This window comes from Pararhizobium sp. LjRoot255, assembly GCF_964252905.1.
In the GTDB taxonomy this organism is placed as follows: Bacteria; Pseudomonadota; Alphaproteobacteria; order Rhizobiales; family Rhizobiaceae; genus Pararhizobium.
On the sequence record NZ_CAXUPQ020000001.1, the window covers coordinates 3,213,044 to 3,228,321 of the forward strand.

14 protein-coding genes and 1 tRNA gene are annotated in these 15,278 nt (G+C 57.0%); 6 read left to right on the forward strand and 9 right to left on the reverse strand.

All coding sequences use genetic code 11. The features are described from left to right. Nucleotides 1-200: 200 nt before the first annotated feature. The 4 genes from ACSQ2W_RS15425 (at nt 201) to ACSQ2W_RS15440 (ending at nt 3,242) form a co-directional block, all read left to right on the forward strand. Nucleotides 201-1,307, forward strand: coding sequence for an endonuclease/exonuclease/phosphatase family protein (locus tag ACSQ2W_RS15425; RefSeq protein ID WP_436087038.1), 1,107 nt, complete (start codon nt 201-203; stop codon nt 1,305-1,307). Nucleotides 1,308-1,312: 5 nt separating this feature from the next. Beyond that, nucleotides 1,313-2,050: an NUDIX hydrolase gene (locus tag ACSQ2W_RS15430; protein WP_436087039.1), complete on the forward strand. Its 738-nt coding sequence runs from the start codon at nt 1,313-1,315 to the stop codon at nt 2,048-2,050. 71 nt (nt 2,051-2,121) lie between these two features. Further along, nucleotides 2,122-3,039 carry a PhzF family phenazine biosynthesis protein gene (locus ACSQ2W_RS15435; RefSeq protein WP_436087040.1) on the forward strand — a complete coding sequence of 306 codons (918 nt, stop codon included), beginning with the start codon at nt 2,122-2,124 and terminating at the stop codon, nt 3,037-3,039. A gap of 127 nt (nt 3,040-3,166) precedes the next feature. Continuing rightward, nucleotides 3,167-3,242: transfer RNA gene (locus tag ACSQ2W_RS15440), tRNA-Lys, on the forward strand. A 443-nt stretch (nt 3,243-3,685) separates the two neighbouring features. Here ACSQ2W_RS15440 and ACSQ2W_RS15445 read toward each other — a convergent pair. The 7 genes from ACSQ2W_RS15445 to ACSQ2W_RS15475 form a co-directional block, all read right to left on the reverse strand. Next, complete coding sequence (locus ACSQ2W_RS15445) at nt 3,686-3,877, reverse strand: PfkB family carbohydrate kinase (RefSeq protein WP_436087041.1); 192 nt, start codon at nt 3,875-3,877, stop codon at nt 3,686-3,688. Nucleotides 3,878-3,882: 5 nt separating this feature from the next. Next, nucleotides 3,883-5,574, reverse strand: coding sequence for a glycoside hydrolase family 32 protein (locus ACSQ2W_RS15450; RefSeq protein WP_436087802.1), 1,692 nt, complete (start codon nt 5,572-5,574; stop codon nt 3,883-3,885). A gap of 116 nt (nt 5,575-5,690) precedes the next feature. Then, complete coding sequence (locus ACSQ2W_RS15455; protein WP_436087042.1) at nt 5,691-7,046, reverse strand: NosD domain-containing protein; 1,356 nt, start codon at nt 7,044-7,046, stop codon at nt 5,691-5,693. Between the two features lie 210 nt (nt 7,047-7,256). Further along, a complete protein-coding gene (locus ACSQ2W_RS15460) occupies nt 7,257-8,399 on the reverse strand; it encodes an ABC transporter ATP-binding protein (RefSeq protein WP_436087043.1) in 1,143 nt (380 codons plus the stop codon). A gap of 13 nt (nt 8,400-8,412) precedes the next feature. Next, nucleotides 8,413-9,249 (reverse strand): carbohydrate ABC transporter permease, encoded by an 837-nt coding sequence (locus ACSQ2W_RS15465; protein ID WP_436087044.1) that lies wholly within the window; start codon nt 9,247-9,249, stop codon nt 8,413-8,415. Beyond that, on the reverse strand, nt 9,242-10,123 hold the full coding sequence (locus ACSQ2W_RS15470; RefSeq protein ID WP_436087045.1) for a carbohydrate ABC transporter permease: 882 nt from the start codon (nt 10,121-10,123) through the stop codon (nt 9,242-9,244). The genes ACSQ2W_RS15465 and ACSQ2W_RS15470 overlap by 8 nt, the downstream gene beginning before the upstream one ends. A 67-nt stretch (nt 10,124-10,190) precedes the next feature. Then, nucleotides 10,191-11,450 (reverse strand): ABC transporter substrate-binding protein, encoded by a 1,260-nt coding sequence (locus ACSQ2W_RS15475; RefSeq protein WP_436087046.1) that lies wholly within the window; start codon nt 11,448-11,450, stop codon nt 10,191-10,193. A gap of 170 nt (nt 11,451-11,620) precedes the next feature. On the opposite strand from ACSQ2W_RS15475, the gene ACSQ2W_RS15480 reads away from it, so the two are divergent. Then, on the forward strand, nt 11,621-12,640 hold the full coding sequence (locus ACSQ2W_RS15480; RefSeq protein WP_436087047.1) for a LacI family DNA-binding transcriptional regulator: 1,020 nt from the start codon (nt 11,621-11,623) through the stop codon (nt 12,638-12,640). 86 nt (nt 12,641-12,726) lie between these two features. On the opposite strand, the gene ACSQ2W_RS15485 is transcribed toward ACSQ2W_RS15480, so the two are convergent. After that, nucleotides 12,727-13,509: a pyrroline-5-carboxylate reductase gene (locus tag ACSQ2W_RS15485; protein WP_436087048.1), complete on the reverse strand. Its 783-nt coding sequence runs from the start codon at nt 13,507-13,509 to the stop codon at nt 12,727-12,729. Between the two features lie 2 nt (nt 13,510-13,511). Next, nucleotides 13,512-14,231 carry a GntR family transcriptional regulator gene (locus ACSQ2W_RS15490; protein ID WP_436087049.1) on the reverse strand — a complete coding sequence of 240 codons (720 nt, stop codon included), beginning with the start codon at nt 14,229-14,231 and terminating at the stop codon, nt 13,512-13,514. 199 nt (nt 14,232-14,430) lie between these two features. Between ACSQ2W_RS15490 and ACSQ2W_RS15495 the strand changes: the two genes are divergently transcribed. Continuing rightward, nucleotides 14,431-15,264 (forward strand): substrate-binding periplasmic protein, encoded by an 834-nt coding sequence (locus ACSQ2W_RS15495; RefSeq protein WP_436087050.1) that lies wholly within the window; start codon nt 14,431-14,433, stop codon nt 15,262-15,264. Nucleotides 15,265-15,278 lie beyond the last annotated feature (14 nt).

The following is a 15,278-nucleotide window of genomic DNA, read 5'->3' on the forward strand; positions in this document are numbered from 1 at the left end:
TTCCCCTGATGCACTTTCGTACCGTGGATCGATCTTGCGTATGAGGAACGGCTCATCAAGCCTGATTATTCGCCGGCAACCGATCGCTCCAATTTTGGTCCTTTGTCGTCCGGTGGAGAGGTGGATCTGGCCTTGAGAAAGGCGTTCGACTTTTGCCGGTGATTGTCTAAAGTCGCGGCGATCGCATACGGAATCGTCTGATGTCCCTTCGCCTTGCCACGTTCAATATCGAGAACCTGATGAGCAGGTTCGATTTCTCCGGCTTTCGCAATAACCTCAAGCAGGACCGTGTCCTCAGGCTTTTTGACGTGAAGAGTGAGGCGGAATATCAGCGGCTGGAGGAAGCTCGCACCATCGCCCACACGGACGATACGCGGCAGATGTCGGCGCTGGCGATCGCCGATTGCGACGCCGATATTCTCTGCCTGCAGGAAGCCGACAACATGGCGGCGCTGCAGGCCTTCGAATACGGCTATCTGTTCAAGATGGTTGGCAGCGGCTACCGGCAGAAATATCTGATCGAGGGCAATGACAGCCGCGGCATCGACGTCGCCGTGCTGGTGCGCGAGGAAACCCGCGACGGCCAGAAGATCGAGTGTGTCGATGTCAAATCCCACGCCGCCGTTACCTATGCCGATTTCGATCTCTTCAACGATGCGCTTGCCGCGACCAACGTGCCCGGTGACCGCGTCTTCAAACGGGACTGTCTCGAACTGGACTTCCGCATAGGCGGGCGGCCGCTGACCCTGTTCGTCGTGCACTTCAAATCGATGGGGCCGGCGCGCGAAGGGCTTGATGGGCGCACGGCGACGATGCCGGTCAGGCGGGCAGAGGCGGCGGCTGTCCGCCGCATCATCGAGAGCCGTTTCGGCGCCGGCAACATGGCGGACAAGATGTTCGCCATTTGCGGCGACATGAACGACTATCAGGAGCGGATCGACGTGCTCGGCGACCGGCGCAACGGCTATAGTTTCGTGCCGCGGCAGGAAACGCAGAGCGCGCTGGACGTTCTGAGCCACGACGGCTTTGTCGAAAACACCATGCGGCGGCGGCCCGAACTCGACCGATGGACGCTGTTTCACAGCCGTGGACCGGAGGAACGACACCTCTGTCAGCTCGACTATATCTGGCTCTCGCCGGCTCTTGCCAAGCGCAACCCGGCGAGCGTGCCGGAAATCATTCGTGCCGGTCAGCCCTACCGCACGATCTTCCCGAAAGGACAGGAGGTCGAGCGCTATCCGAGAACCGGATGGGACCGGCCGAAAGCTTCAGACCATTGCCCCGTCGTCATTTCCCTCAACGTGTGATCCCCATGGCGCAACTGACCAGCAACATATCCGAGTGGCCCGATGAACGCCTGGTTTTTCCCGTCAGCTACGTCGACTTGCGCGTAGCGGAGGGACCGCATCCCTACTTTCTCGCCGAGCAGGACAAGATCGCGGAAAACTGGGCGCAGGAGATTTCAGCCAATCCCGCCCTTTATGACGGCCGCATGATGCTGTCCCGCGCGGTGCAAATTCGCGACGGCGTGATTTCCGGAGAAACGCATATCGTGCCGTTCTCGACATTCCTGTTATGGAGGAGGACACGGCCGGTGACTTCGGCAATCCACGTGTTTGCTCTCCCGGTTATTGTTTCGTCAGATGGTGCGGTGATCGCAATTCGCATGGGCAAACACACCGCCAATCCCGGGCGCGTCTACTGCGCGGCGGGGTCGCTGGATCCCGAGGATATCCGCGATGGCATATGCGACATGGACGGAAACATGGCACGCGAGGTGCTGGAAGAGACCGGGCTTGCGTTGTCCGATGCCGACAGCATGTCTGGATTTCATGCGCTGCACGACAGGGGCGTCATCACGGTTTTCCGCTCCTACGGGTTTTCCGCGACGGCTGCGGACCTGATCGAACGCATCGCCGGTCATATCGCTCAGGATCCCCAGCCGGAAATCGACGAGGCCCTGGCCATCCGCAGCCCCGATCCGGGGTTGCATCTCTATCAGCCTTTCATGTCACCGATCCTGGAATGGGTTTTCAAGAACAGGTGGTGACGCTTTTTACGCTTGCCGCAGGGTGTCTGCCGTGCAAGGTCTGGAATTAAAAAACATACAGGGAGCTTACCGTGGCGCGGCGCTATGCAATCTACGACGTCTTCACCGCCAACAGGCTGGAAGGAAACCCGCTGGCTGTCGTTTTCGATGGCGACGGCCTGAGCGACGCGGCGATGCAGGCGATCGCCATCGAGTTCAACTTGTCGGAAACTGTGTTCGTCAAGCCTGCCGAGAACCCTGCACATACCGCCCGGCTGCGGATTTTTACGCCCGGCTACGAACTGCCCTTCGCGGGCCACCCCACGGTCGGCGCGGCGATCGCCCTGGCGGAGGCCGCGCGTGATGCCGACGGCGAGGACTATGATCTTGTCCAGATGCTTGAGGAAAATGTCGGTCCCGTGCGCTGTGCCGTGCGGCGCCGGTCCCCGTCGGCATCCTTCGCAGAATTCGACATGCCGAGGAAGTCGGTGCAACTCAACGCGAAGTTCGACCGGCAGGAGATTGCCAATGCCTTCAGCCTGAAGGCGACGCAGATCGGTTTCGAGAACCACGTGCCGACCTTCTGGAGTGCCGGCGTTCCGTTCGTCATGATCCCGGTGCATGACGTGGCGGTGGCCGGCGCCGTCGAATTCGACGCAGCAATCTGGGAGCAGATCACGCCGATGGCCGAGGGACGGCTCGCCAGCGCCTATCTCTACTGTCGTGGCGGGATCAATCATATAGCCCGCTTCCACACCCGCATGTTCGCGCCCGCCATGGGCATCGTCGAAGACCCGGCGACCGGCGCTGCGGTTGCTGCCTTTTCCGGGGCGATCCACCATTTCGACCAGTTGATCGACGGGCATCATCCGTTCCTGATCGAACAGGGCGTCGAAATGGGCCGGCCATCGCTGCTGCACCTTCATCTCGACGTTTCCGGTGGTGAAATCGTAACCGCGCGGATAGGCGGGCAGGCGGTGAAGGTCGCAGCAGGCGAACTTTATCTTTGAAAAACAGGCCCTAAAGGGCCAATACAGATTTTTTTGAGAAATCCGGAAAGAAAATCGCTGTGGGGGTAGACAAGGCCGGCGAAGGCCATTATACGCCCCATCAGACCGCAGCAACGCGGTTCTGGACGGGTGATTAGCTCAGTTGGTAGAGCAGCTGACTCTTAATCAGCGGGTCCACGGTTCGAGCCCGTGATCACCCACCATTCTCCTTTGTTATCAAGGGGTTAGTTGTCAGCACAAAAGATCACAATAGATCAAAAAGATCACGCTGAGATCACAGAGACCCTTCAAAAAGATCACGACAACGTCGTTGACAAGGCCAGCCCTGGCCTCGATTTTTCCTGTGGATAATTGGTTGTCGGACGTGGTCAGGCATCAACCGAATTGAAGTGCGCCCGTATATTCGGATCCAGCATGACGACCCGACCAGCCTCCGCTTGTCGCGCAAGCCCAGTATAGGTTTCCCCGCACGGCTCGCAAGCCAGGCTGATGCCTCCAAAGAACAGCGCCCTGACCTGCGGTGAGAGCACCGGCAGATCATCGGGAGCAAGCATTCGTCCCGCCGAATTCTCATCGAAGAAGGAATAACTTGGCTGGCCTCCTTCGAGTTTGACGAACGCAAGTGTCGTTGGCCGGCCAGATACAATCACATGCGACGTATCGACCTGGCTTTCCGGAGCGCCGAGATAAGTTGTTCTCCAAACAGATCATTCGACAGGCCTGCCAACATGCCGGTTTGTATGCCCAGTCGTCCCAACGCAATTGCAGTGTTGAAGACGGCGCCGCCAGCATGGGGAACGTAGCCGCTCCCTCCGTGGCTTATTGAAGCCGGAATCATGTCAATCAGCGCTTCGCCGCAGCAGAGAATCGTTTCGAATACCTTTCAAGCACCTGCGATGATGCAGTGGTCGAGATTTCCAGGCGATCGGGGTCGATATTCACGTAGCCGCGGCGCGTTCCACAAACCGCTCCGCCGTCGGCGAAGATCTCGACGATTCCGAAGTCATGAAACAGACGAAGGTCTTTCGCCTCGCCGAGCTCCGCCACATAGTGGATTGAGCCGTCGTCCTGGGCGAGGCGAATCGAAAGCATGCCGTCGGCGACGCTCACCTCGAAAGCAAGCTCGCCACCTTTCGTCGCGACAAGCTTGCTGCCTTCGAGCGGCCCGGCAAGCCGGATTTCAATGGGAGCTTTCGGCAGCGAGTATTGGCCGTTTTGGTCCTCAATGACAGGGTCGGCGGCATAGCGCTCGTCGACTTCAGTCACTGGCAGCATGAGCAGCTTCTTCTTGTCTTCGCTCAGGCTTAAAACGCGCGGCAGGGACATCTCGCCGGAATAGGATGAACCCTCGGGCTTGCGGTATTCCCAGTTGAAAAGCCAGGCAAACGCGATCTGGCGCCCTCCCGCATCGAAACTCTGCATCGCGTAATAGTCAGTCCCGAAATCCAGCAATTGCAGCTCCGGCGTGTCGGGCACGAAATGGTCGTCGTTCAACTCACCGATCAGCGCGTAAAGAAGATTGTGGCGCCGCGTTCGTGGCTCGACATGGCCCACAAAGCCCATCACCAGAACCCACTTATCCCCCAGCCGAAGAAAATCCGGGCATTCGACCGCACGTGCGCCTTCTTGGCGGAAGTTAACCGGCGCACGGTAGAGCGGCCTGAGATATTGCCAATCGAGGCCATCGCCGGAGCCGAACAACAAGACCGCGGGATCGCCCTCGATCGAAGCGCCGAGTATCATGCGATAGGCGTTGGCTGCGTCGTCCCACCAAACCTTTGGATCGCGGAAGTCGTGCTCGACCCCGTCGGGACGCTGCTCCAACACCGTCACAATGCCTTCCGCCTTGATCATCCGCCGATCTGGGCGCGCTATTTTCTGAATTTCCCGATAACCCTTGAAAAGGTCATAGGCGGGCAGGCGCTCGGTGTAAAAGAACATCAAGCTTCCATCTCGATCCCGAAAGGCGTTGCCGGAGAATGCGCCTCCTGTGGCGCCGAGACGCCACAGGTTCTGTTCTGGATGCAGAAAGACCGGCATGTGAAGCCAATTGACCAGATCGCGGCTGGTCGCATGTCCCCAGTGCATCGGCCCCCAATCACTGCCGCTGGGATGGAATTGATAAAAAAGGTGCCATAGCTCGCCGATCTTGCAGAGACCTACGGGGTCGTTCATCCAATGCCGGATTGGCGAGAAATGAAGCGCAGGACGATCCGGATCGGACCGAAGCCAATCTTCAATTTCCGCACCGGTGCGTTGAAGGATCCCTTTTTCCGAAAATTCAAACACTGTTATACCGGTCTCGTTCACGGTTTGAGGCTGATACCCATAGGCCCAAAGAACAGCGTCCGGCGCATTGGTGACAATGGTGACCTCGCAAGCCTCCCTGTGGTGATACTTGAAAAACTCCGGATGGATGGCAAATGACCGAGCCTGCCAAACCGTTTTCCCATCAATGTTGAAACGAAAAAAGCCGTCGCCCGCGGCCCAAAATTCCAAGCAATACCCCGAGGGTAGGAACAGGTTTTGCTTCATCAACGGGCCATCTTCCCGTTCCATTTGGTTCGTCATGAACACAACTCCGAATAGTCACTGAATTTTCGACAGACGGTCGGTCTAGCTACGCTCGGTCTATATTGAAACTTTGCCGACTAATGCCCAGGAACCGGAGTGCCCCTAAATGCATTCATTGTTCTGTCCATCTCAACCTGTTCGTCATTGCCTGAATCGAGGACTGTATTCCGTACCGACCCCTTTTGCACCAGTACTGCCGTTACTTCGAGCGCCTTCAAATCGTTGGTTGAAAGCAAGGCGCCCACTTGTGTTGAAAAACAGGCACTGTTTGGTGCATCAGTGATTTGAGATATTTCGGTTGTGGCTACAATGTGATTATTGGCTATGTAATTGCCGCTACCGGAAACCACATTAATTATCACAGGCTTTACGGCGAGAGGCTTGATATATTTGGTATCTATTGTTTCCGAAATGTGGTTCGCGATTACCGAATTGTTGCTGCCATCAATTTGCAAAAGTCCGAACAGATCATCCAAGCCGTTATCGTACTTCTGCATGGGCGCCCATGGCTCGCGATCGCGCAAAAAGTGATTTGAGGAAACCAAGTTCTCGCAACAGTTAGCAGCAAAAACCAACATTCCGGAATAAAAGGAATGGAATCTATTTCCTGTGATCGAGGAACGCACCACGCCGGAAAAATAGACACTGCTAGCTCCTCGAGGGAATACGTTGTTTGAGGATACTAGAATGCCCCCATAATTTTCAGCGTAAATGGAATGTCCCCTATATCCGGCTCCGACAAAATTATTTGCTATTCTTGAGGCCTGCCCCATACCTTTCAATTCGATACAGTTGCCGCACTCTGCAATGAAATTGTTATCTATCGCCAGCGCATCTGCATCATGAACAGTAACTCCATGCTCCAGATAGATAAGACCCATCCCCGTTATTCGGAATGAGTCATTGGCGCTGCCTACATAGATTCCCGTTTTGCCATTCTTGTATGTATTTTCTGCATCATTTTGCCCCGAACCATCGTCAATGAAGTGCAGGCCATCGATGCAAAAGTCAGCAAACTCCACTGAGCTTATACGAGGATTTCCGGTGCGCTTAACATAAAACGCGGCTCCAGCAGCCTCACCGTCGGCGGCCTCTGGAGAAATGTCCACAAGTATGCGACTTCCGCCCGGCCACACTTCGTGCCAGTGTGCCAGCTCGTTTGCGGGCGTGTTGAAACGGATGCTCGACGACGTAAAACCATGTCCAGAGCCCACAATTTTCAGATAGCTCACGTCTATAACGACTTGAGTGACAAGACGATAATCGCCTGGCGGTATATAGATAACTGCTCCAGGTTTTCCGCCATCATTTAGATCGGAAACTGGTTGCCTGCTTTTAATATCCGCAATGATGCTATTGATGACCGCTCCAATATCCTCATAGGGGTTCCCTACGGGATACTTTGTTACGTCGTAACAGTTTTCACTAACCATTGTTAATGTCTCCTCGGACATCTCTTACTCTACAGCGAGCGTGGACTGATGTTCTTGATTGGCTTGTTGCTCGCAAGCCGCCGGGGGAAATGCGTTCAACCAGCTCTCTGTTTGAGTGTGGAAGATCCTAGCTGGAGATCCGAAAAGAGTTGCAGGCGACTGGTGGCGATAGATGGGCTAGTCATTCTTGTTTTTCTCCTGGCTATACCATCACCAGATGCTGGTGCGGGTGTCCGGCTCAAAGAAGTGAAGTTCTTCGGCATCGACAGCGATGCGCGCGATGTCACCTGTGCGTACTGTGCTCTTCGGAGAAAAACGGGCTACAGCAGCTTTTTCGTCGCCGATGTCGGCGACGGCGTCCGGGTCGCCAGCATCCACCCTGGGCGCGTCGATATTCAGATGCACCATGGATTCAGAACCTAGCGCCTCAACAAGAGTGGCCGGGGCCGAGATCTCGGCCGAAGAAGGCCGGATTGCGGCGTCGTTCATGTGCTCGGGCCGGATACCGACAATGACCTGACGGTTAGACGCACCGTTGAGCGAGGGGCGGTATTCGAAAACCCGGTCAGGGATTTCGAAACTGTTGCTGCCCAGGGTCAGCGTCCTTCCATTCAGAACGGCCTCGTACAAGTTCATCGAGGGCGATCCGATAAAGGCGGCGACAAAGACATTGTCAGGGCGATTGTACAGGTTTTGCGGTGTGTCGACTTGCTGCAGCACGCCGCCTTTCATGACAGCTACCCGGTCACCCATCGTCATCGCTTCGACCTGGTCGTGGGTGACGTAAATCGTAGTGACATTCAGTTTTCTTTGGAGGCTGGCGATCTCGGCGCGCATCTGCACGCGCAGCTTGGCATCGAGGTTCGACAACGGTTCATCCATCAGGAAGGCCGCTGGTTTGCGGACGATCGCTCGTCCCATGGCGACACGCTGACGCTGGCCTCCTGAAAGGAGTGCCGGCCTGCGGTCGAGCAAAGTCGTTAGTTCGAGGATGCGTGCGGCTTCGTCCACGCGGCTGGCAATCTCGGTCTTCGGCAGGCCTGCCATCAGCAAGGGAAAGGCAATGTTCTCCCGCACTGTCTTGTGCGGGTAGAGCGCATAGGACTGGAAGACCATGGCGATGTCGCGATCCTTGGGATCGACATCGTTGACTAACCTGTCACCGATCCTGAGTTCACCGCTAGTAATGCTCTCCAGGCCAGCGATCATCCTGAGGGCCGTCGACTTTCCACATCCTGACGGACCGACGAAAACCATGAACTCGCCATCCCTGATGTCGAAGCTCAGATCGTGCAGAGCGTGAAAGCTGTTTCCGTAGATCTTGTTGATATTGCGCAGTTCCATGCCGGCCATGCCTTTGCCTCCCTCATCCCTTTACAGCGCCGAAAGTCAGGCCGCCGACGATTTGTTTTTGAAGTGCGAGCGTTACGATGATGACCGGCAGCGAGTAGAGTACGGCCGCAGCTGTCATCGCCCCCCAGGCAAGCCCATAGACCGAATTGTATTCGGCGATGACGATCGGCGCCGTTTTGGTCGCCTCCGACGTCAACAGCAGCGCGTAGAGGAACTCGTTCCAGCTTGTGATGAAGGTAAAGAGCGCGGTAACCGCTATCCCCCCTGTCATGACCGGAAGGACAATCTTTCGAAACGCCTGGAATCGTGTGCAGCCATCCATGCGCGCCGCTTCTTCGAGCTCCTTCGGTACCCCCTCGAAGAAGGCGGACATGAGCAGCAGTGCCAGTGGTACCGCGGCCGACGTGTGAGCGAGAACCAGGCCTGGAATTGTATCGAGCAAACCTAGCGACTTCAAAAGCTGGAACAGCGGCACTCCGAGCGCCACCGACGGCACCATGCGCGTCACCAGTGCGAAGAGTAGGAAAATGGTGGTGATCCGGCGCCGGTACTGCGTGGCAACGTAAGCAGCAGGCACGGCCACTGACAGCGAGAGAGCAGTCGTCAGCACCGCGACGGTGAGCGAATTGACGAAGGCTCTCGGCAAGGTTGAGGATCGCAGCACTTCGCGAAAGTTCTCGAACGATACGACAGCGGGAAAGAAGCTTGGCGGGATCTGCTGGACATCAGCCGCCGGCTTTATGGAGGTCATCAGGAGATAAATGTAAGGCAGCGAGTAGGATAGCACCAACACGAGGGCTGCCGCGTTGATCAGGACTCCGCTGACATTGAGGCGGGGAGCTCTATGCATGTACCGGCCTCCATATCTTCCAATAGGCGACTGCCGCCAAAAGCATCATGACTATGAGAAACAACGTTCCAGACGCGGAAGCCTCGCCTAGATCGCCGAACCGAACCATGCGCTGGTAGATGTTCATCGAAAACACCTCAGAAGCATGACGGGGACCACCCTGTGTCTGTATCCAGATCAAGTCGAATGTCTTTGCAGCATCCACGCCCCGCACGATCACGACGACGGCGATCACCGGCCGCATCAGAGGAAGAGTGACATGCCAGAAGCGCTTTAGCGCATTCGCCCCGTCGATCCGTGCTGCCTCCAGGAGATCCTTTGGGATGTTCGTCAGCCCGGCATAGGACACAAGGGCGACAAAGGAGGTCGTCAGCCAGATGTCGGCAAAGGCAACAGAATAGATGACGATATCTTCGCTGGACAACCATGCGATCGCTTCTGGATCGCTTATGAGACCCAAACGGACGAGCCCGTAGTTCAGAATGCCGATATTGCCGACGAGCAGAAATCGCCACAGTAGACCCGCAACGATAGGCGGAACCATCAACGGCAGAGCGAAGATCGTGCGATGCCACCGCGATTGACCGGCAAGCGCCGAAAAAAGCAGCGCCGCACAGAAGCCAAACGTAAACTCGAAGAACAGCGCGAAGACCGAATACTGAACGGTCCTGAGAGCGCTTTCCGCGACACGTTTCGAAGTCACGGCATCGAAATAGTTCTGCAGGCCGACCCATTCGCGTATATGGGGCGTGATCGTATCGACCTTGAAAAAGGAGTCGAATACCAGGAGCCCTACCGGATAAGCGACCAGCACGCCGAGGATGGCGACTGCAGGCGCGAGCATGCAAAGTACAAATCGGTCTTCATCCGACATGTCCGTCTCCGAAAGCTAGGGACGCGGGTGGCATATCCTCCCCCGCGATGCTGAGGAATGTCCGAGGTTAGTTGAGAATTTCCTCGATCGTTTCCTTGGCTTCCGTCAGGACTTCACCGACATCTGCCTTACAGGTAAGTGCCTGCTGGACGGCGGGCAGCACAGCTTCGTCGACTATTTCCTGATATTTCTCGTTCATCGGCCGACCTCGCGTCGCGGGAGCACTCAGCGTCTGAAGAAGCGGGGTGAAATGCTCATAACCGGGCTTGCCGGCGTAGCTGCCATAGGCGGAATTCGTCGCGGCGAGGCCGAGCGGCGCCTCGATGCCTAAGGCGTTATTGGCGATAGCAAACGCGATGAACTTTTTGGCGGCGTCCTTGTGCTGGGAGGTCGATGGGACGACGTTGTACCAGGGCCCCGGAATGGCCGCGATTCCAGCATCGCCAGCCAGCATCGGCGCGACACCGACCTTACCGCTGATCTTGGAGTCCGGGGGCGTCATCTTGTACGCGTGACCCCAGAATTTCATCATCGCCGTCTTGCCCTGGTAGAAGAGGTTCTGGGCCTCGCCCCAGCCGATTTCATTGACGTTTTCCGGGACGGAATGATCGATGCAGTGCGACGCGATGTAGAACTCGAGTGCCTTCTTGTGCGCCTCGTTGTCGATGATGACCTGCCCATCCTTGTCAAGGATCACGCCCGGCGACCCCGCCTGCAGCACATGCGCCATCCACTCCTCCGAAAAGGTGCCGATGGTGTCGGTGCCCCAGAAGTCGGCCTTGCCATCACCGTCGGTATCACGCGTGAAGAATTTTGCGATGTCGCGCCATTGCTGCCAGGTCGCAGGAGGAGCAAGGGGGTAGCCATACTTTGCCTGGAACGCCTCCTTTTCCTCCGCTTTGTCGAAGAGGTCCTTGCGATAGAAGACGATCTCGGCGTTTGCCCATCCGGGCATGCCGATCAATTTGTCACCGACCTTTGCGTCTGCAAGTAAAGCCGGCGGCAGGTCTGCCCGAATCGCGTCAGTGAAAAGAGGGGAGAGGTCTTCGACATGGTCTGCAAACTTCGCATTCCACACGACATCGATCGTCACGACATCGAACGCGGAAGAACCAGAAGCGATCTCGGCCGAGAACTTGTCAAAGACACCCTGATAGGGAACGACGGTGAAGCTCACCTTGATGCCCGTTTCGGCAGTAAACTTCTCGGCGACCGCCTTCTGCAACATTTCGCCGCCGCCTTCGACCAAAATATTGATGGTTTCGGCATTGGCGGTGGCAGCCATGAAAACAAGCGCGAGTGCGCTAGCACCAAGCAATTTCTTCATCGATTCCTCCCATTCGGCTCGTTGCACTTGCGTTGAGCCCTCCTTGTTGGTGCGAAGGTAATCCTCGTATGACGACGTTGTCAATATCGAATGTCGACGTTGTCAGAAAAATATGTCGACGTTGTCATGCGTCTGGTTTAAAACGAATCTCGGCAAGGAGATTTGCGGACATGGTGAGCATAGTCAGCGTCGCGAAAGTGGCGGGGGTTTCGAACAAAACTGTCTCTAGGGTGATTAACGGCGAACCTTATGTGACCGAGGAGACAAGGGAGAGGGTAGAAAAGGCCATTCGAGACCTCGGATACGTGCCGAACATGGCCGCGCGCCTCATCCGCTCAAGTCGCTCCAACACATTTGGCATCATCACCGATTATGTGTCGACCACGCCCTACTCGGTGGATATCGTTCGCGGAGTCCAGGATTGGGCAAATGCGAACGGAAAGACCATCCTGATGGCAAACACCGGCGGCGCCTCCGAGCGGGAGATTGAAATTTGGAAGATGTTCCAATCCCATCGCATCGACGGTGTTCTCTATGTAACGATGTTTCATCGCATCGTCGACCCCGAAACCGGCGATGTCAGCATCCCCACGGTGATGATCAACTGCAGGCCTCAGACGAACGAACTGTTACCGTCGATCGAGCCTGATGACTACCAGGGCGCGCAAGATCTTACCCGCTATCTGCTTGACAGGGGTCATCGAAAGATCGGCTACATCCGGCTCAATCCCATCTTGTTGGGTGCGCAACTGCGCCTCGATGCCTTCCGTAAAACCGCTGGAGACTTTGGCCTTGCAGAGAGCGAACTGAGTATCCGTCTGGGAATGGAAGGACCGGTTGGAGCGGAGAAGAACTACGTTTTTGCCGTTGCGACAGAGATGCTGCAACAAAAGGATCGACCGACTGCAATCATGAGCGGCAATGACGAAATGACGATCCAAATCTACATCGCGGCAATGGCATTGGGTCTCCGCATCCCCGAGGATGTCAGTATTGTCGGCTTTGACGATTTCCGGACGGTTTCCCTGGCGCTGAAGCCGGAACTGACCACTGCGGCCTTGCCTTATTACGACTTAGGTCTGGAAGGGGCGGAATTGTTGAATAGCGTGGTGGCGGGAAGCAAGGCTCGGCCGAGCAGTCGCGTTGTGCCCTGTAAGCTGGTCGAGCGAACATCAGTGTGCTCCTTATAACCTGATTTCCAGAACCGAGAACGTCTGGTCGAGCGAACAATTCGGCCTGGATGTGCGTGTCAGCGTCGCGGCATCAAAAGCGACCCTCATCCCTTTATTCGCAGCAAGATACCATCGAGCGCTGCGGTCAGGGCTTGGCTGCCCCCATTCTCATCGAAATCGCGGAAAACCTGCTCGTTTAGACCGCCCTTGGTAGCAAATTCCCGGCTCATGTCGATGAAATCGACGTCCTTTCCGGCTAGCCCGGCAGTCTCGGAGAGGCTGGAAAAAAGAGGCGCGATATAGGCGCGGCCCTTTTCCTCCGGCAGGCCCTTTTCAGCAAGCCATTTTGTCGTGTGGTGCATGATGCCGAAATACGTGGCCATCAGGGCGCTGGCGGCGGCGAGAAGATCGTATTCCGTCTTCGTCTCGCATTCGACGGCGTTGCCGAGCACGTTGAATAAGGCGGCGGTCGCCGGGTCCGGCGGATAGACGGCGGTGACGCCCTTGCGCCGTGCGACGAAGGGCAGGGGTATTGCTTGGCTGAGGCGCACGTCCGCGCCGATCCAATCGAGCAGGGCGGGCCGGCTGGTCGCGGCGACAACACTGATCACCTTCTGGCCGTCCCGGAACTTGAGGGGGCGGATAACCTCCTCGACGATCTGAGGGCGGATTGCCAGCACGACCGTATCGCAGCCATTAACAATGACCTGGTTGTCGTCGGCGACGAACACGGTTGGAAAATCCGCCGCGAGTTTGGCAGAAATCTCCACGCTGCGCTGGGAGACCATGATCTCAAGCACTGCGGCCGGCTCTGCAAGAAGCCCGCGCACTATGGCGTCGGTGATAGCGCCGGTCCCGATGAACCCGATCTTTTGAGAAAGAGGCATAACTATTCCGCTGCGACAAGCCGACCAAGAGATACGTCGGTCGTGTAGTTTTCGCGCAGGAACTGGATGAAGTTGTCCTGGAACTGACGGGTGTGGGCATGCGCCAACTCGTCGGCAAGCTCGACGTTCTTGGCGCGGATCGCATCCAGCATGAGCTCATGCTCGCCCGTCAAGAGATAGCCGTCGCCGGTGCGTTCGAGATATTCGAAATGCAGGTGCAACATGCGCTGGCCCTGGTTGAGCAGGCGCTCGTAGAAGGAAGCGAGATAGGGGTTTTTGCCGGCATAGGCGACGGCCATGTGGAACTGCTTGTTGGCCTCAGACATCTTAAGGTGCACACCAGTCTTGACCGCGACTTCGAATTCTTTCTGACGTTTGGCGATGATCTTAAGGTCGGCGTCGGTGCGCAGCGCCGCAGCGAGCCGGGTATTCATCCGCTGGGCCACGTCCAGCGCTTCCACATATTTCGGGAAACTCGCGACCTCGATCGGGGCGACGATCGTGCTGCGGTTTGAGAGCGTGACGACCAGGTCTTCCCCCGCCAGCCGGATCAGCGCCTCGCGCACCGGTGAACGCGACATGTCGAAGCGTTCGGCGAGCGTTGTCTCGTCAAGAAGCTGGCCTGGCGGTAGGCTGAGCGCCAGAATCTCACCGCGGAGCGTGTCGTAAACGCTTTTCCAACCCGTGCCGCGCACTCGTCTCGGTTCAATCTCATCAGACACTTAACTTCCCCTCGCGCTTCGTTGGCATTGGGCCAGAAAAACAACGTGTCGGCAATCCTAGTCTTTTTGCTTGACTTTGTCGACACGCTGACGACATAACTAACCTAGTCGACACGAAGCCGACACAAAAAGACGAAAAGAACGGCCGATGCCGACGGGTGGAACCGCGCTTGAATGCGCTCAAAGATGGGGAATGCACATGCTATCGGGAATGATAATGTCCGCCCTGCGGATGACGGCCGCGCTCACGCTCGTGGCGGGCCTTTCGACAACGGCGGCATCGGCGCAGACGGCCGAAGGATACTGGCAGGGCGTTCAGAAGAACGGTTCGCTGCGCTGCGGTGCGGCGGTGGCACCGCCCTACGTCATGCGTGATCCCGCCTCCGGCGAATATACCGGGTTCTTCGCGGACCTTTGCCGTGAGCTGGCTGATACGTTTCAAGTGAAGCCGGAATTTGTCGATACGACTTGGGACAACATTGTCGCCGGCCTTCAGGCCGGAAAGTGGGACGTATCGCTGGCGCTCAACCGGACCCCCGCGCGCGCCATGGCGGTGCAGTTCTCGATCCCGGCGATGGAGTACCAGATTTCGCTCGCCTACAATAAAGAGAACCCGAAGGTTCCGGCGGGCGCAAAGTCGGTCGCCGACCTCGATCAGGAAGGCGTTACCCTTGCCGTGATGTCCGGAACGGCGCAGGACAAGGCAATCTCGGCCGCCGTCAAGAAGGCGCAGATCCTGCGTCTGCCGAGCAATGACGAAACCCGCCTGGCAGTCGTCTCGAAGCGCGCCGACATTCTGGTCGACGCTTCCGACACCAATCAGCTCTTCACGCAGTCCAATCCTGACTGGGCTGTCGTGCTGAATCCGGAACCGGCGCTCGCCAAGCAAGGTGTCGCCTTCGGCCTTCCGCATCAGCTCTCCGCGGCCGACGTCGATGTCGTCAATATCTTCCTGGAAGAACGGGTCGCTACCGGCCATGTCGAAGAACTTATCCGCAAGGCGGTCGACGAAGTCCTGAAGACCTCGAATTGATCTTCGCCGGGGCC